18 protein-coding genes are annotated in these 24,695 nt (G+C 40.3%); 11 read left to right on the plus strand and 7 right to left on the minus strand.

What is annotated here, in order from left to right:
• Positions 1–21 precede the first annotated feature (21 nt).
• On the plus strand, positions 22–1,488 hold the full coding sequence (locus tag ACRCA4_RS05365) for a hypothetical protein (RefSeq protein WP_433185228.1): 1,467 nt from the start codon (positions 22–24) through the stop codon (positions 1,486–1,488).
• On the opposite strand, the gene ACRCA4_RS05370 is transcribed toward ACRCA4_RS05365, so the two are convergent.
• Entirely contained in the window at positions 1,485–2,918 is a 1,434-nt protein-coding gene (locus ACRCA4_RS05370; RefSeq protein WP_433185231.1) for an MFS transporter, read from the minus strand. The two genes, ACRCA4_RS05365 and ACRCA4_RS05370, sit on opposite strands and share 4 nt — an antisense overlap.
• 55 nt (positions 2,919–2,973) lie before the next feature.
• Positions 2,974–5,013 (minus strand): methionine--tRNA ligase, encoded by a 2,040-nt coding sequence (gene metG / locus ACRCA4_RS05375; protein ID WP_433185234.1) that lies wholly within the window; start codon positions 5,011–5,013, stop codon positions 2,974–2,976.
• Positions 5,014–5,144: 131 nt separating this feature from the next.
• On the opposite strand from metG, the gene apbC reads away from it, so the two are divergent.
• The 3 genes from apbC (at position 5,145) to ACRCA4_RS05390 (ending at position 7,374) form a co-directional block, all read left to right on the plus strand.
• Entirely contained in the window at positions 5,145–6,209 is a 1,065-nt protein-coding gene (apbC, locus tag ACRCA4_RS05380; protein WP_433185237.1) for an iron-sulfur cluster carrier protein ApbC, read from the plus strand.
• A 1-nt stretch (position 6,210) separates the two neighbouring features.
• A complete protein-coding gene (dcd, locus tag ACRCA4_RS05385; RefSeq protein ID WP_433185240.1) occupies positions 6,211–6,807 on the plus strand; it encodes a dCTP deaminase in 597 nt (198 codons plus the stop codon).
• Between the two features lie 84 nt (positions 6,808–6,891).
• A complete protein-coding gene (locus ACRCA4_RS05390) occupies positions 6,892–7,374 on the plus strand; it encodes a glutathione S-transferase family protein (RefSeq protein WP_433185243.1) in 483 nt (160 codons plus the stop codon).
• 155 nt (positions 7,375–7,529) lie between these two features.
• On the opposite strand, the gene ACRCA4_RS05395 is transcribed toward ACRCA4_RS05390, so the two are convergent.
• Positions 7,530–8,084, minus strand: coding sequence for a YaeQ family protein (locus ACRCA4_RS05395; protein ID WP_433185245.1), 555 nt, complete (start codon positions 8,082–8,084; stop codon positions 7,530–7,532).
• 232 nt (positions 8,085–8,316) lie between these two features.
• Between ACRCA4_RS05395 and ACRCA4_RS05400 the strand changes: the two genes are divergently transcribed.
• On the plus strand, positions 8,317–8,832 hold the full coding sequence (locus ACRCA4_RS05400; protein ID WP_433185248.1) for a hypothetical protein: 516 nt from the start codon (positions 8,317–8,319) through the stop codon (positions 8,830–8,832).
• 159 nt (positions 8,833–8,991) lie between these two features.
• Entirely contained in the window at positions 8,992–9,291 is a 300-nt protein-coding gene (locus ACRCA4_RS05405; protein WP_433185251.1) for a PilZ domain-containing protein, read from the plus strand.
• An 85-nt stretch (positions 9,292–9,376) separates the two neighbouring features.
• Here ACRCA4_RS05405 and ACRCA4_RS05410 read toward each other — a convergent pair whose 3' ends face one another.
• Positions 9,377–9,751: a hypothetical protein gene (locus ACRCA4_RS05410; protein WP_433185253.1), complete on the minus strand. Its 375-nt coding sequence runs from the start codon at positions 9,749–9,751 to the stop codon at positions 9,377–9,379.
• 139 nt (positions 9,752–9,890) lie between these two features.
• Between ACRCA4_RS05410 and ACRCA4_RS05415 the strand changes: the two genes are divergently transcribed.
• Together ACRCA4_RS05415 and ACRCA4_RS05420 are read left to right on the plus strand one after the other, a co-directional pair.
• Positions 9,891–10,649: a Nif3-like dinuclear metal center hexameric protein gene (locus ACRCA4_RS05415; protein WP_433185256.1), complete on the plus strand. Its 759-nt coding sequence runs from the start codon at positions 9,891–9,893 to the stop codon at positions 10,647–10,649.
• Positions 10,649–11,428, plus strand: coding sequence for a methyltransferase domain-containing protein (locus ACRCA4_RS05420; protein WP_433185259.1), 780 nt, complete (start codon positions 10,649–10,651; stop codon positions 11,426–11,428). The genes ACRCA4_RS05415 and ACRCA4_RS05420 overlap by 1 nt, the downstream gene beginning before the upstream one ends.
• Before the next feature lie 47 nt (positions 11,429–11,475).
• On the opposite strand, the gene tamB is transcribed toward ACRCA4_RS05420, so the two are convergent.
• Both tamB and tamA read right to left on the minus strand, forming a co-directional pair.
• Complete coding sequence (gene tamB / locus ACRCA4_RS05425; protein ID WP_433185261.1) at positions 11,476–15,243, minus strand: autotransporter assembly complex protein TamB; 3,768 nt, start codon at positions 15,241–15,243, stop codon at positions 11,476–11,478.
• A complete protein-coding gene (gene tamA / locus ACRCA4_RS05430) occupies positions 15,240–16,973 on the minus strand; it encodes an autotransporter assembly complex protein TamA (RefSeq protein ID WP_433185264.1) in 1,734 nt (577 codons plus the stop codon). Before tamA ends, tamB begins: the two co-directional genes overlap by 4 nt.
• Positions 16,974–17,209: 236 nt before the next feature.
• Between tamA and ACRCA4_RS05435 the strand changes: the two genes are divergently transcribed.
• The 3 genes from ACRCA4_RS05435 to ACRCA4_RS05445 all read left to right on the plus strand — a co-directional run bounded on the left by ACRCA4_RS05435 (position 17,210) and on the right by ACRCA4_RS05445 (position 23,152).
• Positions 17,210–18,328 (plus strand): beta-ketoacyl-ACP synthase III, encoded by a 1,119-nt coding sequence (locus ACRCA4_RS05435; protein ID WP_433185267.1) that lies wholly within the window; start codon positions 17,210–17,212, stop codon positions 18,326–18,328.
• 438 nt (positions 18,329–18,766) lie between these two features.
• Positions 18,767–19,984: an efflux RND transporter periplasmic adaptor subunit gene (locus ACRCA4_RS05440; protein WP_433185269.1), complete on the plus strand. Its 1,218-nt coding sequence runs from the start codon at positions 18,767–18,769 to the stop codon at positions 19,982–19,984.
• Positions 19,985–19,987: 3 nt separating this feature from the next.
• The gene (locus ACRCA4_RS05445) at positions 19,988–23,152 is read left to right on the plus strand and encodes an efflux RND transporter permease subunit (RefSeq protein WP_433185271.1); all 3,165 of its coding nucleotides are present in this window, start codon (positions 19,988–19,990) and stop codon (positions 23,150–23,152) included.
• A 113-nt stretch (positions 23,153–23,265) separates the two neighbouring features.
• Here the strand turns inward: ACRCA4_RS05445 and asnB are convergent.
• A partial coding sequence (gene asnB / locus ACRCA4_RS05450) for an asparagine synthase B (RefSeq protein WP_433185274.1) occupies positions 23,266–24,695 on the minus strand: 1,430 nt, incomplete at its 5' end.

Below are 24,695 nucleotides of genomic sequence, written 5' to 3' on the forward strand. Positions count from 1 at the left end.
TGCATAGGAATAAAGACTAATATGGCATTAGAGGTTATTGGAAAATCTAACTACAGTAAGCAAGTTTCAATATTAATTGCTAAAATTTACGATAATACTGTTGTAGCTGACTCAGTTTATGAAAATGCAGTATTGGCTTTTAGCCAAGCTGAGCTTAAACAAAAACAGCTTGTCGAGCTTGAGCAGCAAGTTACTTTATTTGAAAGCAGGTTAGGCCAAGTTTCTGCTAGAGATAAGGTCTCTTTTGAACGAAAATTAGAACATGCTAGGGTTGAGTTGTTACAATTTAAGCAGCAGCTTTCTGATGAAGCTTTTCAACGGTTTTGTCAATTACAGCACATCTGTCAGTCTATCTTACAGTTAGTGCAGGGGGGCTCTAAAGAAGAGACCCTGCAATTAACAGCAAAGCTATTAGGCACTATCCAGCTATCATCGCCAACCCAAGGTAATCAAGTAGCTATTTCTAATCAGAAAAGTAAACATTTATATAAAGCAGTATTAAGTTTACGCTTACTTGACGAATTATTAGCCGGTAAAAATATAACCAATAAGTATATTTTGCAGCGAAGCAAAGTAACAGACGGTGATTATAACGATTTTAACACTTATCATCCTTTTCGAGATGACATTCAAATGCCTTTATTAATGGCAGCCTTATTACAAGATATTGGTAGTTGTCACCCTACAGCACAACAGATTATTTATGGTGAAGATGGTAAGGCCGATCCATTTAGAGTGATGGAAACTCAAGAGCGTGTAAGCATGCTAAAGGTGAGTTACAGCCAAACGATTAAGTATGTAACCGATTTAATAGAAGAGCGTTATCAGGGGAATAGTAAAGCCGAGCGAGAGCAGTTTAAAGAAAATAGCCAACAAAGAAAATTATTTATGCAGCAACTGCTTATAGGTGCAACTAAGGCTGAGCATGGTATTGGTAATTTACTGAAAATCCCACAAGTCTATACTTCTGTTGTGCTATCGACTAAGCCAAACTTTGTTTATGAAACCTTACCTAGAGTTGCTTTAGTATTAGAAAAAGGCGTTGAAAAAGGTGTATACAGCAGTACAGCAGTGAATAGTTTATTAGCAATAACAGGCATTTTTCCACAAGGTTTTGGCGTTACTTATATTCCGAAAGACTCTGATGATCAAGACTTAGACCGTTATGAGTACGCTATTGTTACAGGCTTATATCCAAAAGATCTCAAAGAGCCTATTTGCCGTATGGCTACCAGAAACTTAACGTATAATGTATCAGCTCAAGGCTGTGTTGTTAGCGTAAATAACAACTTATATTTCCCCGTTGCACGAAAAAAACTGGCAGTTGTAAGCCAAGAGCGGCTAATCGAAATTCTTACACTCTTAGTGTCTAATGTTGAAGAACGCAAGAAACAGTCTTTATTGCCTAAATGTTGGCATCCAGATGAATATTTTTCCTTTGTTAAAAACCAAAACTTATGGAATAAAGTGGTAATGCACAGCAATTAAGGCTGTGCTTTATACTCTGTATCCTCAATGGTTGTATTAGGCTCTGGATAGACCATATTCTCTGGAGTGTAGTCCCATAAATGATCATCGGCTTCAAGCTCAACTTCTATATCTTCATCATAATGACTGCTAACATAGCCTTGAGCTTTAGCGGCATCTTCATCATGCATTTGGGCTAATACCGTTTCTTCGTCAACCCTAGGATCTAACGCTGCCGCAAGCGGTGAAGACACTAAATCACCTGAGCCCATTTTAAATTGTGCTAGCTGTTGCTCTTCAATTAATCGCTTGCTAACTTTTTGCGTGTAGTTAACATGAATTAAGCGTAAAAACAGCACTAAAGCACAGGCACTAATAAAGGCATATAGCATATCTGGCCCTAAAATATGCATTAATCCAGACGCTACCAAGGGGCCAAAACAAGCTCCCATACCAAAGGTTAATAATATAGTAGCCGATAAGGCGACACGTTCCTCTTGCTCTATATGCTGATTAGCAAATGCGCTAGCAATAGGATAAAGGGTAAAAGATAAAAAACCATAGCAAAAGGTCGTCAGCATAAAGAAGGTAGAATTTAACGGTAAAATTGCCATTAGTAAGGTCAAAATTGCCAGTAAAGCAGCATTAAAGCGTAATATTCTGCCCCTAGGGATCCGGTCTGATAACTTACCCATAGGCCATTGCGCAAGTAAGCCAGCTAGAATGGTGGCAGACATAAAGGTTGTTATTTGTTCGGTAGGGAAGTCTTTGCTTGCCATATAGGCAGGCGCTAAACCATAGAAAGCGCCAGCCATTAATCCGGCAATTGTTATTGCAGTTAATGACTGTGGCACTTTACGCCAAAAGGTCATTATTTTTAACGGCGCAGGAAGAAGTGGTGCAGGATGAATTCGGCTTGTAAGTGCAATGGGCACAATACAAAGCGAAGAGAACATACTGATAATAAGTAAAGGTGCTATGCCTAAATCAGGGAATTGCATCAGCATTAATTGGCCGCCAATCATACCCAAATAGGAAATCAGCATATAAAAAGCAAATACTGCACCGCGTTGAGAGTTTTCGGCCTGTTCATTAAGCCAGCTTTCGAGCACCATGTATTGGCACATCATAGCCATACCTACAAGTACACGTAGAAGTAACCAGACTTCTAAAGTAGAAATCAGTACATGCGACATAACGCAAGCACTAACAATAGCAGCACAGGCGACAAACGCGCGAATGTGGCCAACACGAGATATTAATTTATGGCCCAGTTTGGAGCCTAAAACTAAGCCTAAATAATAACAAGACATCATGGCGCCAATCCAAATTGAATCAACTTGGTTTTGGGCTAAAGATAAGCCTAGGTAGGTAGACAAGGAACCTTGAGCAATTAACATGATCAAGGTAGTTAAAAACAAAGCACTAAAACTGCGATATGGACTAGACATTCGGCTCCATCTAACCAGTAAAATAGTAGCAGCCGAAGCTGCTACAGTTTAAGTTCTATTTTACACGCATACCCGCTTGAGCACCGGCATCGGGTGATAAAATAAATAAATCACTGCCACCAGGCCCAGCAGCAAGCACCATACCTTCTGATAAACCAAAGCGCATCTTACGCGAAGCAAGGTTGGCAACCATTACAGTATAGCGACCTTCGAGTAGCTCGGGTTGGTAAGCGGCTTTAATGCCAGCAAACACTTGACGCGTTTCACCTTCGCCAATATCTAATTGCAAGCGAATCAGTTTATCGGCACCTTCAACGGCTTCGGCTTTAACTATTTTAGCTACCCGTAAATCCACTTTGGCAAAGTCTTCAATGCTAATTGTTTCTGCAATTGGCTCACGCCCTGAGCTTTGTGGTTTGGCCTTAACTTTAGCCTTGTTGGCTGGCTCAGATTGTAAGTTTTCTTTTGAGCTTTCCAACATTGCCGCTACTTTAGCTGGATCAACACGTTGCATTAAAGCTTTAAATGGCTCAATGGCGTGATCTAATAATGGCTGTTGGTAATTGTCCCAACGTAATTCTGTTTGTAGAAAACGTTCAACCTCTGCTGCCATTAACGGTAGCACAGGTTTTAAATAATGCATTAAAACGCGGAACAAATTAATCCCCATTGAGCAAACCTCATGAGCTAACTGTTGTTTGCTTTCATCTTTAACTAACACCCATGGTGCCTTAGCATCGATATATTGGTTAGCTTTATCTGCTAAGGTCATGATGTCGCGAATAGCCCGAGCAAACTCACGCTTCTCAAAGCTATCGGCAATACTGGTTCCAGCATCGGTAAATTCTTTAAATAATTCAGGCTCAGCTAATGTTGTTGATAATTTACCTTGATAACGCTTAGTGATAAACCCAGCACAGCGACTGGCTATATTCACTACCTTACCTACAAGATCAGAATTCACTTTTTGGGTAAAGTCGTCTAAGTTTAAGTCTAGATCAGTAATGCTAGAGCTAAGCTTAGAGGCAAAGTAATAACGTAAATATTCAGGATTTAAATGTTCTAAATAGGTGCGAGCTTTAATAAAGGTGCCTCGTGACTTAGACATTTTAGCGCCATTAACAGTAACAAAACCATGAGCCCAAACAGCGTTAGGTTTACGTAAGTTAGCCCCTTCTAAAATGGCAGGCCAGAATAAGCTATGGAAATAAATAATATCTTTGCCTATAAAGTGGTACACCTCAGCGGTAGAGTCTGGCTGCCAAAAGCTATCAAAGTCGATGCCTTGTTTTTGACAAAGGTGCTTAAAACTTGCTAAATAACCAATAGGTGCATCTAGCCAAACATAAAAGAACTTGCCTGGCGCTCTTGGAATTTCAAAACCAAAATAAGGCGCGTCACGGCTGATGTCCCACATTTGTAAGCCATCTTTAAACCATTCTTGCAGTTTATTTGCCATTTCGTCTTGTAGGCTACCGCTGCGGATCCAGTCTTGTAGCATCTGGCTAAAAGCCGGCAGATCAAAAAAGTAATGTTCGCTGTCTTTTAACACTGGGGTTGCACCAGAGACAACTGAACGAGCATTTTTAACTTCGGTTGGGCTATAGGTAGCACCACAAACATCACAGCTATCGCCGTTTTGATCTAAGGCGCCGCATTTTGGGCAGTCACCTTTAACAAAGCGGTCGGGTAAAAACATTTGCTTTTCAGGATCGTATAATTGGCTAATCGTTTTACGCTTAATGTAACCCTTTTCATCTAAGCGGTTATAGATCATGCTAGCTAACTCACGGTTTTCTTCGCTGTGAGTGGAATGATAATGATCAAAACCAATAGCAAAATCTGCAAAATCAGTTTGATGTTTAATTTTGGTTTGCTCAATCATTTGCTCAGGGCTGATGCCTTGCTGTTGAGCTTTAAGCATAATGGGTGTGCCATGAGCATCATCTGCACAAACGTAATAACATTCATGGCCACGCGCTTTTTGAAAACGAGCCCAAATATCAGTTTGAATATACTCAAGTAAATGGCCTAAATGGATAGGGCCGTTAGCATAAGGTAGTGCGCTGGTAACCAAAATTTTGCGTGTTGACATTAAAAGCTGCTCTTTACATAAATAACTGAAAAAATTTGGTTAAATGATACACTAAGCCGGCTTGCTTCGCATCTGCCATCGGGTAGAACGAGCAAAAAATTCTGATTAAAATTACTTACAGGAAATCGCTGATGTTTAACTGGTTTAAATCGAGTAAATCCACACCGATTCCCGCTGCTTTGCAGCAGTTCTTGCAAGCATGGTTAATACCTAATTCAACTAGTACTTTATCGAGTGTTATTGTTGAGATAGTAGTTAATAAAAAACAACTCACTGTTACCTTATCACTGCCGTTAGCGACCCTAGAGCCACTATTACAGCAAGCCTTAACTGAGGCAGGCTTTGATTACACTTTAACTTTAAATGCAAACTATCAAGCGCAGCCTGTCTATAAACAGATTAAACAAATTATTTTAGTTGCATCCGGTAAGGGTGGGGTAGGTAAATCAACTACGGCGGTAAATCTTGCCTGCGCTTTGGTCAATGATGGCGCTAAAGTAGGTTTATTGGATGCGGATATTTATGGGCCTTCTATTCCGACTATGTTGGGATTAGCAGGAGAAAAAGTTACCTCGCCTGATAACAAGCTAATGCAGCCGATGTTTGCCCATGGTGTTTATTTACAGTCAATCGGCTTTTTAGTGGATGCCGAACAAGCGTCAGTGTGGCGCGGGCCTATGGCGAGTAAAGCCCTAGAGCAACTGGTTAATGAAACACTCTGGCCTGAGCTTGATTATTTAATTGTGGATATGCCACCAGGCACGGGGGATATTCAACTTACCATGGCCCAAAAACTGACTGTTACCGGCGCTGTAGTGGTAACAACACCACAAGATATTGCTTTAGCCGATGCGAAAAAAGCAATTAGTATGTTTCGTCAGGTGAAAATTCCCTTGTTGGGTTTAATTGAAAATATGAGTTTTTATCAGTGTAGTCACTGTGGTGAAAAAGATGATATTTTTGGTACTGAGGGAGGGGTTGCCCTTGCACAGCGTTATAACGTTAATGTCCTGGGTCAATTACCATTACAGCGAGATATTCGTCAGCAAGCAGATTTAGGTGAGCCTATTGCATTAAAACAACAGCCGGTAGCTGAAATTTATCGTACAATCAGTCAGCAACTGCAATTTACACTGCATCAACAACTTGAGCAGCTTCAAACTAGCCAAATAGAAATAATGATAACGGACGACTAAAATGAGACTGTGTGATACCGATATTGAACAACATTTAGCACAAGGCAAAATTATTATTGAGCCAGCACCGGATGCCGATATGATAAGTGGTGTTAGTGTTGATATTCGTTTAGGCAATAAGTTTCGTGTTTTCCAAGCCCATACTGCGCCCTATATCGACTTAAGTGGCCCAAGAGCTGAGGTAGATAAAGCATTAAACAGTGTAATGAGTGATGAAATTTATATTGCCGATGGCGAAAAGTTTATTCTTCACCCAGGTGAGTTAGCGTTAGCAATGACATTAGAAGCGGTCACCCTGCCAGATAATATTGTCGGTTGGTTAGATGGTCGCTCATCATTAGCGCGTTTAGGTTTAATGGTGCATGTGACCGCACACCGGATAGATCCTGGCTGGTCGGGGAATATTGTTTTAGAGTTTATCAATAGTGGCAAGTTGCCATTAGCACTACGACCAAAAATGAAAATAGGCGCACTTAACTTTGAATTAATGACAGGTTCAGCTGCGCGGCCTTATAACAAAAGACCTGATGCTAAATATCAAAAACAAACAGGCGCTGTAGCAAGCCGCATTGGCCACGATGATAAAACGCAAGGTTAAAGCGCAGAGAAACTAGTGCTAGGAATTTAGCATAATAAACCTAGCATTAGTTTAACTAAACTATGACTGCTTTAAGGATGCAATATGAAACTTTTTGGTTCTCAAACATCACCTTATGTTAGACGGATCCGCTTAGCGTTAGCCGATATACCCTTTGAACTTATTAAGTTAAATATATTTGATGGCCCAGATCGCGCTACCTTAATTAAATATAATCCTGCGCGTAAAGTGCCAATGCTATTAGATGGCGAACAACTTGTTTATGATTCAGGTGTTATTTATCGCTACCTAGCTGAAAAATATCACTGGGCCAAATTAAGTTGGCAGCAAGAAAATCAATTAACGATTATTAATGCTGCTAATGATTCTATGATAGAGCTACTGCTATGTAAGCGTTCAGGCTTTACTATTGATCCAAATAAGCTTTTTTATAGTTTACAGCATGAGCGGATCGAAGGGGCTTTAAGGTTTTTGAACAACAAGTCGCAGCAGGGCAGTATAAGCAATGGCATTATCCAGCTATGGCATTATTTTGCTTACTCGATTGGGCTTTATACCGTGAGTTAATCTCTTTAGATGCATTTGAACATTTAAAACAGTTTCATCAGCAACATAGACAACGGCCAGGTGTTGCCGAGAGTGATCCAAGAATTAACTAGTTAGAAAAGCCATATTCAAGCTGTGCCTTCTTGTACTTAGAGTGCTTACACCGCGAACACTGTTTAGTGGTGTGGCGCACCTTGTAATATTACAGGCTCTATTAGTACACTTTTTTCGTCATTCGAAAGCCAAATTTGTCCTTCACTAATATTACACTGTAATGCCATATTGCGGCTAACTAGCTGAGCCATTTCTACAACTGCGGTTTCAGGAATATTAAATACAGTTAAGTTTTGGTAGCGAGACAAAGCCTGCTCATTATTTTTCCACCAAATTGGTACGCTTTTGCCGCCATAACAAAATAGTTGCACCTGCTTGGCTCTACCACTGGCTTTTCTTAGCCATTTTTCTTCACTTTGACCAAACTCAACCCAGAGCTTAATTTCACCATTTAAATCTTTATGCCATAGTTCAGGCTCGTCGTCTTCGGCACTTAACCCTTTGGTAAAACTAAGCTGCTCATTGGCATTTATCGCAAAGGCTAGCAGTCGAACCATCATGCGTTGGTCATTTTCAGACGGGTGCTGCGCTAACGTTAGTTGATGATCTTGATAATAATGCCGATCCATATCAGCAATTTGCAGCTGAATTTTGAAAATGGTTGCTTTTAAAGCCATAGCGTAAACCTTAGAAATCTAACGGGTGGCAGAGTGTAACGCGAAGCCTATTACCGCTCAAACAGTAGTTAGTATTTGTTTACTAAGATAGGTAGGCTTTTTAGTGAATAAAGATAACAAAACTGTCTGGTTTTAGCTCCCATGCTAGAATAGTGTCATTATTTGAAGTGACCTTGAAATTAACGTTTGTTTAAATTCAAGCTAGCGCTATTAACGTAAATAAAGGAATGCAATGAAAAGGTTATTTATACCTGTTGTAATAGGACTCGTATTTCAAGCGCCTACTATGGCAGACACGGTGATTACAGAGGCTAACTTAGCTAGAATTAAAACGGTCTTGCCTAAATTGTCGGCATTAAAGTCAGCTTATGCAGATGTAGATGAGCAAGAGATGCTGCTAGAGCAACACTGCAACTGGCAAAAGCAGTATGAGTCTCTTAAGGCTCAACAAGACAATACTCGCTATACTACAGAAGTAGAGCAGCTGTTGGCCGAAAATGGTTTAAGTCCAGCAGATTTTTTAGAGTTAACTTTAAAAATGTCATGGCCAATGCTTAAAATGACCCAGCAATCATTGGCGATGTTGGCACAAAAGCATCCGCAAGGCATGGAAGATGCGTTACAAAAAAGTTCGGATTTACTTAATGTCATAACTAATTGTATTACTAATGAAGATAAGCAGGCTTTAGACAAGCTGCAGCAACGCATAAATCAGCCTATATCAGGTATGTCTGATGCTGTTGACTAATGAGTCATCTTTTAACAAAGGATTGATTAATAGCATAGTATTAACCTTGTAGCTGGCTTTTGATGTAATAAAGCTTTAGTGCTATTTAAAGATAACTTTACATAGCTAGGATAAGGTCTTATAACTGAGGTTACAGCAAGCCTTGCTCATGGAGAAAGTATGTTAACTAAGAATGATAATCGCAGTTATTTTCGGATGATGGTCAATGCCAATGTGCAATTAATGATAAGTCATCCAGAAGTAGGTCGAGTTTTAGAAGGAATTTGTCGTGACTTAAGTGCTTCGGGGATGTCTGTTGATGTTGAAGAGCCTTTAGAAATGGGCACTTTAATTAACATTAAACTTGAATCTGCTAATGCCAGTGTTCCACCTTTAGATGCTACAGCAAAAGTAGTGCGTTGTAGTCAGGAGCAAGAAGATACTTACCAACTTGGTTTGGCTTTTATTGAAGTTAACTAATACGCTATTAAAAAAAATAAAAAACCATCTATTACAAGTGCAAGGCTAGATGGTTTTCATTAAATACTTAATGATTAGCGAGTGCTTAACGAAAGCCTCTTGGCATACGCTGTTTTTTACCCACGACATGCTGTTGCCAAACATTATCTGGTGTTTCACCATTACCTGATGCGGTAGTTTTTGGCTTTTGCGCTTTGCTTTTAGTCGTTTTAGCGGCCGGTGATTTTTTAGCCGATTGACTAGCCGCTTTCTTCGGCGCCTTGGCTTGCGATTTAGTAGTCGAGGAACCCGCTTTACTATAGCTTTGCCCAAGTTCTTGTAAGTCAGCTAAGCGCATATTTTTACTGCCATCAACGCTATACCACCCCGGCTTTTGCTCGATATTAGGCTCTTTACCAAATGCCGCTTTATAAGCAGTTGTAAACTCAGCCAGTACTTTCGTTTTATCTAATGTTGTCATAAAAATCCTTAGATGGTGACGATTCAAACAGGTTGTAAGTTATTTATACAACATTTAACCTAATTAGTACAAATCCGCCTGTTTTTTTCTACCATTACAGTACAATATCAATATTGAATTGTTGAGAAGAAATACCGATATGCTTGATCGAAATCAATTAGTTAACTTTTTACAGTCAGAATTACAAACAGAAACTATAAACGATTATTGTCCTAATGGCCTACAAGTTGAAGGTAAAGAACAGATACAGCGAATAGTCACTGGTGTAACAGCAAGCCAAGCGTTAATAGATGCAGCTATAAAAGCCAAAGTTGACGCTATTTTGGTTCACCATGGCTACTTTTGGAAGGGTGAACCTGCAGTGGTAACCGGGATGAAAAAGCGTCGTTTACAAAGCTTACTACAACATGACATTAATTTACTGGCGTATCATCTGCCTTTAGATGTCCATGCTAGCTTAGGTAATAATGCGCAGTTAGGCCAACTATTAACGCTGAATAATATCAGGCCAGTTAGCGGCTTAAAGCCTACGGGCATTGTGATGCAAGGTGAATTCGAGACTGAGCATTCGGCTATACAGATACAGCAAAAGCTAGAGCAGCTGCTAGATCGCTCAGTATTGTTGCATGAAGGTTCGGACGCTAAAGTAACTAAGGTTGCTTGGTGTACTGGTGGCGGACAAGGCTATATTGAACAAGCGGCTGCCGCAGGGGCGCAATTATTTATTACCGGTGAAGTGTCAGAGCAAACTATTCATGTGTCACGCGAACTAGGCATACACTTTATTGCTGCAGGGCATCATGCAACTGAGCGTTATGGTATTAAAGCGCTAGGTGAGTATGTGGCAAAACATTTTGCCGTTGAGGTTGACTTTATTGATATAGATAACCCAGCTTAATGACTCAGACGAATAACAAGCAGGATCGTAATTTTGATAATATTGCGGCTAAATTTGGCCGTAATATTTATGACACGACTAAAGGTAAGATCCGCCAGCATGTTTTAATGCGCGATCTTCAGCAATTAGAGTTATTACAACAGCCTTGCCATATTCTCGATGTTGGTGCAGGACAAGGCCAAATTGCTTTGCAACTCGCGGCTTTGGGCCATTCGGTTTTATTAACTGATATTTCCAGTGAAATGTTGGCTATTGCTAAACAACATGCCCAAAGTTTACAGATTAGCAATGTTCAGTTTGAGCAGGTATCGTTAGCACACTTAGTGCAAAAGGAGCAGTCAGGTTATAAACTGGTTTTGTGTCACGCTATGCTCGAATGGTTATCTGAACCTCAGGCAGCGATTGCTCAGTTAAGTCAGCTTTTAAGCCCTGGTGGTATTTTATCGCTGATGTTTTATAACAAAGATGCCAAGCGGTTAAGTAATATTATCTATGGTAACTTTGATTATGTTGTAGCCGATATGCAAGTGAAGAAAAAAGTGCCATTAAGCCCACAGCATCCGTTACAACCAGAAGAGGTGTTATCTTGGTGTAAACAAGCCGGCTTAAATTTAATTGCAAAAACCGGAGTGCGCTGTTTTCATGATTACTTGCGCAATTTATCGCAGCAACAAAGCCATTTCGAGCAGTTGTTGGCATTAGAGCTGCAATACAATAGACAAGAGCCTTATGCATCATTAGGGCGATATCAGCATTTAATCTTACAAAAAACAACTTAGTCACAGGCTATAAGCTATTTATAGCCTAAAACTATAGTGCTCTGTGATTAATCAAACTCAAATTTATAGAGTAAATCGACAGTATTGTCTAAACCTGAAACCGACTCTAAGTAAAGTCTGCGCATAATACGATAGCGTACAGTGAACTCACCGATAGCATTGAAGATGCCATAGCCATACTTTAGCTCTAAATCACGAGATAAATGGCCACTGACGGTGACCTGTGAATTATCTCCAGCTCCTGCGGTATCTAGGCTTAAATCATTAATGCCAAATGCAGCCCCTATATTGCCTACTAACTTACTGCTAGAGGCGATACTCATGCCAATTAAACTTGTTGTAATCGCATCAGACGTATTGCCGGAATCACTACCGATATCACGACCTGTGGTTAAATAAGCCAAGGTATTTGCTTGAGGCTTACTGGGTTCAGAAAATAAACTGACAATAGGCTCATCTGCAGGTCCAGTCACCTTGATCCCAGCAATAACATTGTCCTCTGTACTTAACGGGTTCCGAATAGCTTCAATATCTAAATAAGGTTGATCAGCAGGTCCATTAAATTTTAATTTACCCCGGCGGATTAATAAGTCTTGGCCATATGAGCGAAATGTGCCATCAACTAAATCGACTTCACCATAAAGCTGCGGGCCTTTATCTTGCTGTTTAACTGAGAGCTCTCCACTTAGCTGAGTAACTAAGCCAAATGCTTGCAATTTAATGCTTTTATTTAATATGACCTTGATATCAGTATGTATTGGAATAGGGGTAGCGTTTGCTTGCTGCATTGGTAAGCCTTGCTCATCAAGTAATATGGTGTCACTTGAAATACCTACGGCACTTTGTGGCAAATCATCAATACTAATATTAGCGCTTGGTACTTCCACTGTGCCTGTAATCAGTGTTAACTGTGGTGTAATATCAACCTTAAGGTCGGGTTTTACTTTTAAACTAATATTAGGTACTTGCAAGCTAAGGGCGTCACCGGCTAGCTTTAATGATGCATGCCAATCTGCAATATCATTCCAGTCAGCATTACCGGTTAAAGCGATTTTTCCATCGGGCGTTTCAAGGCTTCCTGTGATAGTGGCAGCGTCACCTAAAAAGTTTAAGCTGATATCACCGTTCTTAATTTCTGTAGGCGCTTTTTTACCAATGATATTAATATTATCAACCCGTAAAATACCGCTTAATTCAGGTTGTGATAACAGGCCGTCTAGTTGTAATTGACTATTAATCTCTGCACTGACTTGGCTGTTGCTATCTACTAGGGGCTGCAAAAAGTCTAACGAAAATGCATTTATATTAAGTTGTGCGTTCAGCTTAGGATCTTGTTGCATTAAATCGGTAATTAATGCTTGGCCTACTATAGTCGTTTTGTCATTAAAGTTTATTTTAAGATCGGCAGTAAGTTGCTCTGTGCTGTGTAGTTGCAAACTAAAGTCTTGCCAGGGCAAGGTCAGTGCTTTTGCTTCATTAAACTTAATTTGGCCACTTTGGCCCTGAACACTAAGCGAAATAGTAGGTGCGGCATTATTGAGCCAATTAGCGCTAATGTTAGCATTAACTTTGCCTTTTGTTTCCAGTGTGCTGGGTAGAAGAGGGCTTAGTGATGCTAATAAAAATTCATTTAAACTTATTAAAATGGCCCCTTGTTTAGCACTAACTTTAGCTTGTTGCTCTAAACACAAGCTAGTATCTGTTTGTTGCCAACAATGTTGACTTATCGTCAGTTGTTGTTTTGCAAAAGCATAATTTAAAGACGTGGCTTTTTGTAATATCCATGCCCCTTGAACCGTACTAAGACTGGCTTGTTCTAAAATACCTTGCCAATCTTTTTCTCGTTGTAAATTACCGCTAACAGCAATTTTTGCTTGGCCCACATTGCTTTGTAGCGCTAAATCTATTTTATGTTGTTGCTCATTGCCCTGAGCCTTGATAGTTAATTGTTCTAAATCATAATGCTGGTAACTGCCTTGTTTGGCTTCTAAGTTGATATTGGCATTAAGTTCATCAGTGACGTTTAATTGGCCATCAAGTTGTAAGCTATCTAAAGCAAATTGCTGATAACTCAGCTTAGAGGCATTCAGTGTTGTGCTAATAGTTGGCGAGAGTCGAGCACCAGAAACAGCAATATCACCTTTTATTACACCTGCTGAGTTGGCTAATGAGTTATTAAGATCAGGAATATTAACTTTTGCATTAAGTTGCCATTTCTTAGCAAGGCTACCTGTTAGCTGTACACTATTACCACCATGAATTACGCTTAAGTTTTTGGCATTAAAGCTAATGTTATTAAGAGGATCTAAGCTTTTGGCTTGGTTAGGCTTAGCTGTCGAGGCTGCTTTAGCTTGTAAATCTCCTTGTATAGTAAAAGGCAGTTGTTTAATTTGGCCTGTAATATTTAACTTAGGAACAGTCACTAACCAGCTACCATCAGAATTAAATTGTCCTTGATGGCTTAGTTGACCATTCAGAGCACCTGGATAGTCGTTCAGTAATAATCCTGGGTTCAGATCGTTAAAGCGCATCTTGCTTTGCCAGCTAATAGCTTGCTGCCAATCGATGCTTGCAGACAAGCTCGCTGTGCCCCCTAAAGCGGTAATAACGAGACTATCAATTTTGGCATTTAGCGGTGTTACAGATGCTAAAAGGTTAATACTTCCTTTGGGCATAGCGGTTAATTTGTAATCAGTTTTCGCCTTAACCTGTAGTTGCTGTAAAGAGCCGACTAAGTTTAATGTGCCAGCATTAAGTGTAAGGCTAGTGTTGTCGTCTAGTGCCAGGCTATTAGGCTGTTTAGCGGTTAAGCTAACCTCTAACGGGAGATCATCTGTTAACAGTGCTAATTTTGCTTCTAATTCGGCTTGAATATTATCAGTCGCCACTAGCTTAATGGCTAAATCATCAAGGCTGCCATCTAGCACTAAGTGCAACTTCTGCTTCGCTAAAGGAGCTTCATGCAACAGTATATCTAGCTGAGCAAACAGAGGGTATTGCTTGGCAAGGGTGATATTTAGGTTAGCATCAAGGGTTAATAATTTATGCTGTAAATGAAGCCGTGTGATATTTACTTTTTGTTTGTGTGCTTGAATAGCCAGTTGCAACAAAGGAATATGCTGAGTCGTTTCCGTGTGTAGCGTAAAATTAGCTAAAGTAAACTCACTAACATATATAGCAACAGGTAAGTTGATATCGTTAAGTTGTAACGCTTGATAAGACAAAACCGCTGAATCGTTTTGGTTTACAGTTGCAGCAACTTGCTCTGTTGCGGGGGTTAAGTCGACATTTTGCCATAGCACATTATCAAGTTGGATCTTATTGCCCCAAGCATCGAGTTTTGCGCTAAAGTTTTGCCAAGTTATTTGGTTACCGTCTAAAACAATATCGGCATTAGTAATAGCGATATTTTGTACTGATACAGGAAATGGTAAGAAAATTTCTGGGCTGCTAGCCGTTTTATCGGATGCAGTGTCAGGGCTTGTTATCTTAGCTTGCACGCCAGCTAGGTGAAGTTGCTTAACACAGACTTTAGCGCTGAGTAAACAGTGGATATTTAGATCGATATCTAACTGTTCAAGCTTTATCTGTATGCTCTGGTTTTGTTGCCACTGGATATTCGTTAATTGCAACTGGCCCAGCAATTGCCCCTTACTTTGTTCGATAGTTAGTTCAGGAACAAACTTTTGCGCTGCCCATAAGCTAAAGCTTAACCCCGCTTGGCTAAATAGCAGGATATAGGTTAATGCAGTGAGCACTAATAATGGGATAACTAAAGTAAAATTTAGCCATTTTATACCACGGCGCCAATTCATATTTCAGGTCCTAATGACAAGTGAAGTTGGAAACCGTTGCCTTGGAGTTTGTCTAAACCAAAAGCAAAATCGATACGCACCGGGCCAACCGGTGAAGCCCAGCGTAGGCCAAGGCCAACGCCTTTTTTCCAATCAGGAGAGCTATTCCAAGCGCTGCCGTAATCAAAGAAGGTCGCTAACCACCAATTCTGCTTCACATTGTATTGATATTCAGCAGAAGCGGTTGCCATATAACGGCCACCGATAAGCTTACCGTCTTCATCATAGGGTGAGACAGATTCGTATGAGTAGCCTCTAAGGTTATCGACCCCGCCAGCAAAAAAGCGTAACGAAGGGGATAGGTTTTCTACTTGTTCAAATAATACCGCACCAGCATCGGCCCGTGCGACAACACGGTGTTTACTCGATAATGTTTTTATCCAGCCAATTCGGCTGCGCAGACGTATAAAGCGAAGATCAGATAACCAGATAGGATCAGAAAACTCCATACTAATTAAAAACCGATCAGCTGACGTTGGCATTCTAGATTTGCCTTGGTTACTGCGGCTTCTACTATAGCTTAAACCCGGCATAATTAAATTTGAGTTACCAGAGTCATCCGCTTGCACATAATCTTCTGTAAGCCAGCGTAATGAGGCGGTACGATACCAATCGCTTTTTAATAGCCAGTGACGCTCGAAAACCAAATTTGATTCACGGCTTTGGGTATCTTTATTATCTTTGTTTTTTAAACCAAATTGAATTTGATAGAAGTCGGTACTTACAGATTCCAGCGGGATTTTATAACCTGCTTCTATGGTTTGCTCTACCTTAGAAAGCTGCAGCTTACTCGTCAGGCTGTGGCCAGCACTATTGAGCCAAGGCTTGTGCCAGTTAAGCTGAAAGCGCGGGCCTATATCATCTGAATAACCTATACCGGTTTCAACTATATTGCGCTTTTGCAAATCTAAGTTCACATGCAGCGGAACAATATGATCTTTTATATCCTCAGCGTCAGCATCAGCTTCAACTAAGATAGTTGAAAACCAACCAGTAGCAGATAAGTCTTGGTTAAACTTGCCTAACAAACTAGCTTGATAGGGAGTATTAGGTGTAAAGGGGACCAAGGACTGTAAGCGTTTAAGATCAATTTTAATATCATCAAACTTAACTTCACCAAATAAATAACGAGGACCTGAATTATAGTGTAAGCGAATATAAGCTTCATTTAATGAGGGTGAAACTTCAAGCTTATTTAAGCTAAAGCTGGCATCAAAATAGCCCTTGCGCAGAGCTAAGCTATTAAAGGCTGATTTTAGGCCATCATAGCGGCCGTGGTGCAGGGACTCGCCTACTTTAGGTGCTTGCTGGTTAATTATGGTGATAAAATCAGGATCATTTTGGCCATCACCTGTTATTTGGATATCAGCTACGGCTATTGTTACTTGTTCTCCAGGCTCAATAGCAATAAGTAATTTTTGTTTTTTCTCGCCTTCAACACTGAAACTAATTTTGCTTTGATAATAACCTAATGCCTGTAAAGCAGTGCTAATTTCTTGCTCTAGTTGCGAGCGAAAGCGGATTGAGCTTGGGTTTTGGGCTAGTGATACTGATGCGATATAAAGCTCAATATTTTCTTTAACCGCGCCTTTTACCCCAAGCAATTTAATACTGGTTTCTTGTGCTAGAACCAAGCTGCTACTAAATAGCAAAAAGCCGTAAATAGTATAGGTAATGAGAGGCTTTAACATTAGTTGAACATATATCCTATGGTTAAATTAAACAGGTAAGCACAATACGGTAAATAAGGCATATTATGGACTAGTGAGACAGGTACTGTACACTGCGAGGTATAAATAACCGCTGAATACTTTAGCTGTTAATTAAATCCTTAAAAACTACACGCTAAACTGGGTTATAATATAAAACTCTGTAGTATCTTCTGTCATATCAGATTGACACTTAATTTTGGGTAAGGTTTCTGACGATGAAAAATGTAGTTATAAGTGGTTCAGGCTTATTTACACCAACCAGTGTTATTACAAACCAAGAATTGGTAGCAAGTTTTAATCAATACGTTGATCAGTTTAATGCTCAACATGCCAATGAAATAGCACAAGGCACGGTTGAAGCCTTAGCCTATTCTAGCAGTGAATTTATTGAAAAAGCTTCTGGCATTAAAGCAAGACATGTTTTATATAAAGATGGCATTCTAGATCCTAATGTGATGCATCCTATTTTTAATCGGCCAAGCGAAGATGTTGCGCCAGAAATGGTACAAATGGCCTTAGCCGCAGCAGAGCAAGCTATGCTGCAAGCGAATAAAACAGCAGAAGAGATTGATTTAATTATCTGTGCAGCATCGAATATGCAACGCGCTTATCCTGCGTTATCAATAGAGCTGCAGCAGCTTCTTGGCGCCTCAGGTTATGCTTTTGATATGAATGTAGCCTGTTCATCTGCTACTTTTGCTATTAGCAATGCAGTTAATGCCATACGAGGAGGCACGGCAAAAGTTGTATTGGTTGTTAACCCTGAATTTGCCTCACCGCAAGTGAACTACCGCAGTCGTGATAGCCACTTTATTTTTGGTGATGTGTGTACTGCGACTATTATAGAAGCAGAAGAAAGCTGTAGCAGCGACAACGCATTTCGTATTAAAGGCATGCGGTTAAGAACGCAGTTTTCAAATAATATTCGCTGCGAAGTAGGTTATACCGAGCATTGTTTTAACGACAAAGATCCTTTAGCGCCTTTTTTTAAACAACAAGGCCGTAAAGTCTTTAAAGAGTTATTACCTTTAGTAGCTGGTATTATTCAAGACGAAATGGCGCAACAGCAGTTAACCGCAGCAGACTTAAAACGCTTATGGTTACACCAAGCGAATATTAATATGAATATTTTTGCAGTCAAAAAAATATTAGGCCGTGATCCTGAGCAAGATGAAGCCCCGTTAGTGTTAGATACCTATGCCAATACAGCTTCTGCGGGATCAATTATTGCTTTTCATAAATATAAACAGGAATTAAACTCAGGTGATCATGGTATTTTATGTTCGTTTGGAGCAGGATACTCTGTAGGCTGTTTAATTTTACAAAAATGCTAACTAGCACATAGTCATTTATGTCGATACTGTTAGGGTGAATATAGCGCTATTATATTTACCCTAGCAGTAGCTAAATTCAGCATAGCGTAGCAAGCTAATCGGCTCTACATGTTCTAAGCCTTGTTTATTTTAATGTAGCTTTTCTTCTATACCCGCCTTAATAGATTGGTCATTGTTTAACTGTAACAAAATGTTATAACCACGACTGCATAAACTAAGTTTCTGCCCTTTAAACATGCTTAGAGTTTTTATTGCTATGTATTGATGTTACACGTATTTACAGCCTTTTTTTATTGTTTTTGAATTCCAAGCGAATAATTAAAGCAAAGCCAGAATATGTGTAAGTGCTACAGCTTGATACAATACGTAACATTCGCTTAGTTACAATAAAGCCAAGATACCTTATTATTTAATGATAAAAGTAATAATGGAAATGTTATGGCCTCTAAATTAAAACTTATTCTTATACCGACAGTCATTGTTGTCGTCGCCTTTATTGGTGCAAGTGCTTTATCTGGCATGAAAGAGCCTGCAGAAAAAAAAGAAGAAAAACGCTTAGGCATTCTGGTAGAAACTAAACCTATTCTTACTGAAGATTTAGTTTATAAAGTGCAGTCTCAAGGGACGGTAAAACCTAAATTTGCAACTAACTTAAGCTCTGAAGTTAATGGCCGCATTGTTGAAGTGGCAGAGCAATTTATTGAAGGCGGCTTTTTTAATAAAGGTGATTTATTAGTTAGGGTTGAGCAAGCGGATTATCACACTAATGTTAAGGCTGCCCAAGCAAGCTTGGCAAATGCGCAAGCGGCTTTAGAAGAAGAAAAAGCACGAGGTCGGGTTGCTGAAAAAGAATGGCGTTCATTTACTGAGGGCAATGCACCTGAGTTAGGTTTACGTCGGCCGCAACTCGCTAGTGCCTTAGCAACAGTGCAGTCTGCAGAAGCCGAATTAGAGCGCGCTAAACGCGATCTAGCTAGAACAGAAATAAGAGCACCCTATGCCGGTTTAGTGAAAAGCCGTAGCGTGAACTTAGGTCAGTTTATTAGCCGCGGTAGTGTACTAGGTATTATTTATGGCACTGATATCGCAGAAGTTAGGTTGCCAATAACCGATAATGATTTAGCTTTTATTCAATTGCCCACTCTGGCAGACAGTGCTAAACAGCCTAAAGTTGAATTAACGGCAACAATAGCAGGCAAGCTGCATAAGTGGCAGGGTGAAATTGTTCGTACCGAAGGCGTGTTAGACGAGCGGAGTCGGGTTATTTATGCCGTTGCCCAAGTGGTTGACCCTTACCATCGTAAACTCGATGCTCAAGCCGAAGTATTACGCTTTGGCCGTTTTGTGCAGGCGAGCATCTTAGGCGAAACAACATCAGATATTATAGTAATTCCAAGACATTTATTATTAGCAGGCCAACAAGTTTTAGTGGTAGATAACCAACAGCAGCTTCAATTTCGCCAAGTGCAGGTAGAGCGAACTGATGAGCGTTTTGCTTATATTCGTCAAGGCTTTGCCTCTGATGATTTATTGGCACTATCGGCAATCGCAAATCCATTAGCCGGTACGGTAGTTCGTTTAAGCAGTGATGCAAAACCTGCTGCGCTAACAGCAGACTCTGCTGATGAAACCGCTAACCTGCCAGCTAAGGATTAAACTATGGATACTAATAAAGGAATTATTGCTTGGTTTGCTCGTAATAGCGTTGCTGCGAACTTATTAATGGCGATTATCTTAGTTGCAGGTACCGCCTCTTTATTTACCATTAAAAAACAAATCTTTCCTGAAATAGCCTTAGAGCAAGTTAACATTCGGATCCCTTATTTAGGGGCAGCCCCGCAAGAAGTAGAAAGCGGCGTTATTGAAAAAATTGAAGAAAGCTTACGTGGCGTTAACGGCATTAAACGTGTGCGCTCTACGGCGGTAGAAGGCCTTGCTACTGTTAGGGCTGAAATAGCTAATAATTATGACATCCAAGAAGTTATGGATGAAATAAAGACCCAAGTCTCGGCAATTTCATCTTTACCTGAGCAAACCGAAAAGCCAGTAGTATACCGGGTGCGTTTTCAAAGTGGCGTAATGTGGCTTTCTTTATATGGTGATGCGGATGAGCGTAGCTTAAAAGAATTAGCTAAAGATGTTCGTGATGAACTAAAAAAGCAACCGGGAATAAGTAAAGTTGAAGTGGTAGGCGCTAGAAATTATGAAATTGCTATTGAGCTATCTGAGGCTAAGCTAAAGCAATTTTCACTTACCTTTGAGCAAGTTGTAGCTGCAATACGCAATAGCTCGGTTGACTTACCAGGTGGTTCAATTAAATCAGAAAGCGGTAATATTTTATTACGCACTAAAGGTCAAGCTTATAACAGCCAAGATTTTGCCAATATTGTATTACTTACTTTTGCCGATGGTACTCGCTTATCGTTAAGTGATGTCGCGACCATTAATGATGGTTTTGTCGATAGAGAAGACTTATCTACTTTTGATGGTAAAAACTCGGTATCTATTCAGGTTTCTGCCGTAGGCGATGATAATACACTGCAAATTGCCGAGACCATTAAAGCTTATGTTGCTAAGAAGAAAACAGAGCTGCCTTCTTCGGTATCAATTGATTATTGGGGCGATGCTAGCTACTACTTGCAAGGCCGACTAGATTTAATGACCGGCAATATGTTGCTTGGTGCTTTTTTAGTGCTATTAGCATTAACCTTTTTCTTAGAATTTAGAGTTGCCTTTTGGGTAATGGTTGGCATTCCAGTGTGCTTTTTAGGTGCTATGGCCATGTTACCTATGTCGATGTTTGATGTTTCTATCAATATGATCAGTTTATTTGGCTTTATTCTGGTGCTGGGGATAGTTGTTGATGATGCCATTATTATAGGTGAAAGTGCCTATAGCGAAATAGAAAAACGGGGTAAGTCTGCTGAAGCGGTTATTGCTGGCGCTAAAAAAGTTGCTATGCCGGCAACCTTTGGTGTTCTAACAACCATCGCCGCTTTTATTCCTATGCTAATGGTAGGGGGCGCACAAGCTCCTATTTGGGGTTCAATTGCTTGGGTTGTTATTCTTTGTCTTATTTTCTCTTTAGTTGAATCTAAGCTTATTTTGCCTTCGCATATCATTAATATGGATACGACACCTTGGGATCCTAATCGTAAAGGGCTGTTTTATAGCTTAGGACGAGCAGGCAGTAACAGCCTCAAGTCGATGCGTAGCGTTGTTGCCGCTAAGCTCAATTCCTTTGTGGCTAATAAATATCAGCCTTTTGTTGAGCGCTGTATTGAGTTTCGCTATGTCACCATGGCGGTGTTTCTGGCCATGTTAATTTTAATGTATGGCGTACTCGGCGGTGGTTTTGTGCGCTGGGTGTTTTTCCCTAATATTCCAAGCGACTTTATTAGTGCCAGTTTAGTTATGGAAGAAGGCGCCTCTAACCAAGCGACTGTTAATGCCATGGCTGAAGCGGAAGCTGCCTTAGTGCGCGTGAATCAGCAGCTAAGCACAGATATTGATGATCAGATAGTTAAACACCGTTTGGTATTTTTAAATAACGATACCTCGGGTGAATTAATTGTAGAGCTTGAGAAAAGTGAAGGCCGAGAAATTGATGGCTTTGAAATTGCGAAGGTTTGGCGTGAAGAAATGCCAGAAATTCCAGGGTTAAAAAGCTTTAAAGTTAACGCCTCAAGTGGCGGCGGCGGAGGTGGAGCTGATATTTCTCTACAGCTACGCGGTACAAATTTAGATAATTTAAAATTAGCCACCGATGAGTTAAAAGTGCGTTTAGCCGAATATGCGGGCGTTTATGATATTGAAGATAACTTACTGGGCGGTAATGATGAGATTGTTTTAGCCTTAAAGCCAGAGGCGCATTTACTAGGTATTTCGTTGGTAGACGTTGCTCGTCAGGTTCGTTATGGCTTCTATGGTGCTGAGGCGCAGCGCGTACAACGCGATGGTGAAGAAGTTAAAGTCATGGTGCGTTATCCTCGTGCTGAGCGTAGCTCTATTGGTAGCTTAGATAATATTCGTATTCGCACCCAAGATGGTGGGGAAGTGCCGTTTGATACTGTAGCAAGCTATACATTGCAACCTAGTTTTAGTGCTATTAATCGGGTTAATGGTGAACGTGCTGTGACTATTAGTGCTGCGGCAGATAAAGACAGCATTGAGCCGAGTAAGGTTATCTTTGCAATGCAAAAAACGGTGATCCCAGAAATTACGGCTAAATATCAAGGCGTCACAGGCGAGTTAGATGGCAGCAGCCAAGATGAAATAGATGCCATGCGTGATCTTACCCTTGCCGGTATTTTTGCGATGTTTTGTATCTATATTTTAATGGCCATACCGCTGCGCTCTTATAGTCAGCCATTAATTATTATGAGCGTTATTCCCTTTGGCTTAGTTGGTGCTGTTATTGGCCATATGGTATTAGGCTTAAGTATGAGTATTTTCTCAATATTTGGCTTAGTGGCTTTAGCGGGGGTTGTGGTGAATGACTCTTTAGTTATGGTCGACTTTGTTAACCGCGCTAGAGAAGAAGGATTGTCAATTAGGCAAGCCGTTTCACAAGCGGGCTCACAGCGATTTAGGGCGATATTATTAACGTCACTGACAACCTTTTTAGGTTTAACACCTATAGTGCTTGAGCGTAGTTTACAAGCCAAAATGGTGGTGCCTATGGCTGTGTCGTTAGCCTTTGGTATTTTATTTGCTACGGTTATAACTTTAATACTTATTCCAGCTCTTTATGTGATTTTAGAAGATATTAAAGGACTCTTTGCTAGCAAAAAAACAAAAGCGCAAATGAAGGCGATTAGTTAATAACCCTAAAAGAGCTAAGGTTACTTACCTTAGCTCTTAGCTTAAATAAATCGCCGCTGTGCTGCGATAATAAAGGCCACTAATTAGTGGCCTTTGCTTTTTTGACAATAAATTTAATACGCTTGGCTATGCACGCCTTTTACTGCACGGCCTGAAGGATCATTGGTTGTCGCCATGCTGTCATCCCAAGCTAAGGCTTCAGGTGTTGAGCAAGCAACTGTTTTTCCGCCAGGTACGCAGGCAATAGCACCAGCATGAGCAAAGTGATCTTCAAAAATAACACGGTAATAATAGGCTTCTTTTGTTTCTGGTGTGTTTACTGGAAAACGAAAACCAGCACTGGCCATTTGCTGATCTGACACTTCTGCCTCAGCATGAGCTTTTAAGCTGTCAATCCAGCTATAGCCAACGCCATCTGAGAACTGCTCTTTTTGTCGCCATAAAATCTCATCGGGTAATAAGCCGTCGAAGGCTTGACGTAAAATATGCTTTTCCATTTTACCCTTACCGCACATTTTAGCTTCAGGATTAAGCCGCATGGCAACATCCATAAAGGTTTTATCTAAAAAAGGCACTCGGGCTTCTATACCCCAAGCAGACATAGATTTATTGGCACGATTGCAGTCGAACATATGTAGGCGTTCAATTTTACGTAAGGTTTCTTTATGAAATTCTTGCGCATTTGGCGCTTTATGAAAATATAAATAACCACCAAATATTTCATCAGAGCCTTCACCCGATAACACCATTTTAATGCCCATTGCTTTAATTTTTCTGGCCATTAAATACATAGGCGTAGAAGCGCGAATAGTGGTGACATCATAGGTTTCTAGGTAGTAGATAACATCGCGCAGGGCATCTAAGCCTTCTTGAACTGTAAACTCAACCGTATGGTGTACAGTGCCAATGGCATCGGCCACCGTTTTTGCTGCAACTAAATCGGGTGAGCCAGCTAAGCCAACAGCAAAAGAATGCAAGCGTGGCCACCAAGCTTCAGATTGGTCATTATCTTCAATTCGCCGTTTAGCATATTGCTGAGCAATCGCAGAAATAAGCGAAGAGTCTAAGCCACCGGATAATAAAACACCGTAAGGCACATCTGACATTAAATGGCTTTTTACACTATTTTCTAGTGCTGCTCTCAGTTCTGTTAAGCTTGCTGGGTTATCTTTTACGGCATTATAGTCATGCCAGTCACGCTGATAATAGCGTTGTAATTTGCCAACTTTGCTATCAAAAAAATGGCCTGGCGGAAACTCTTTAATTTGTTTACATACTGGCACTAAGGCTTTTAGCTCTGATGCGACGAATAATTGTCCGTGCTCATCATAGCCGTAATACAGTGGAATTATTCCAATATGATCGCGGGCTATTAAATACCGGTTTTGCTCTGCGTCATATAAAATAAAAGCAAACATGCCGTGTAATTGATCAATAAAGTCACTGCCATAAGCAAGATATAATGGCAGAATAACTTCACAATCCGATTTAGTTTTAAATGGATAAGGGCTTGTTAGCGCATTTTCTAGTTGCTTATGTGAAT

The organism is Rheinheimera sp. WS51 (genome assembly GCF_050936095.1).
Taxonomy (GTDB): domain Bacteria; phylum Pseudomonadota; class Gammaproteobacteria; order Enterobacterales; family Alteromonadaceae; genus Alishewanella.

Coding starts and splice junctions, on each gene's coding strand:
- ACRCA4_RS05410 (WP_433185253.1), bottom strand. CDS start 9,751: ATGACAACATTAGATAAAACGAAAGTACTGGCTGAGTTTACAACTGCT.
- apbC (WP_433185237.1), top strand. CDS start 5,145: ATGTTTAACTGGTTTAAATCGAGTAAATCCACACCGATTCCCGCTGCT.
- ACRCA4_RS05440 (WP_433185269.1), top strand. CDS start 18,767: ATGGCCTCTAAATTAAAACTTATTCTTATACCGACAGTCATTGTTGTC.
- ACRCA4_RS05415 (WP_433185256.1), top strand. CDS start 9,891: ATGCTTGATCGAAATCAATTAGTTAACTTTTTACAGTCAGAATTACAA.
- ACRCA4_RS05445 (WP_433185271.1), top strand. CDS start 19,988: ATGGATACTAATAAAGGAATTATTGCTTGGTTTGCTCGTAATAGCGTT.
- dcd (WP_433185240.1), top strand. CDS start 6,211: ATGAGACTGTGTGATACCGATATTGAACAACATTTAGCACAAGGCAAA.
- ACRCA4_RS05420 (WP_433185259.1), top strand. CDS start 10,649: ATGACTCAGACGAATAACAAGCAGGATCGTAATTTTGATAATATTGCG.
- ACRCA4_RS05370 (WP_433185231.1), bottom strand. CDS start 2,918: ATGTCTAGTCCATATCGCAGTTTTAGTGCTTTGTTTTTAACTACCTTG.
- metG (WP_433185234.1), bottom strand. CDS start 5,013: ATGTCAACACGCAAAATTTTGGTTACCAGCGCACTACCTTATGCTAAC.
- ACRCA4_RS05365 (WP_433185228.1), top strand. CDS start 22: ATGGCATTAGAGGTTATTGGAAAATCTAACTACAGTAAGCAAGTTTCA.
- ACRCA4_RS05395 (WP_433185245.1), bottom strand. CDS start 8,084: ATGGCTTTAAAAGCAACCATTTTCAAAATTCAGCTGCAAATTGCTGAT.
- ACRCA4_RS05390 (WP_433185243.1), top strand. CDS start 6,892: ATGAAACTTTTTGGTTCTCAAACATCACCTTATGTTAGACGGATCCGC.
- ACRCA4_RS05400 (WP_433185248.1), top strand. CDS start 8,317: ATGAAAAGGTTATTTATACCTGTTGTAATAGGACTCGTATTTCAAGCG.
- tamB (WP_433185261.1), bottom strand. CDS start 15,243: ATGAATTGGCGCCGTGGTATAAAATGGCTAAATTTTACTTTAGTTATC.
- ACRCA4_RS05405 (WP_433185251.1), top strand. CDS start 8,992: ATGTTAACTAAGAATGATAATCGCAGTTATTTTCGGATGATGGTCAAT.
- tamA (WP_433185264.1), bottom strand. CDS start 16,973: ATGTTAAAGCCTCTCATTACCTATACTATTTACGGCTTTTTGCTATTT.
- ACRCA4_RS05435 (WP_433185267.1), top strand. CDS start 17,210: ATGAAAAATGTAGTTATAAGTGGTTCAGGCTTATTTACACCAACCAGT.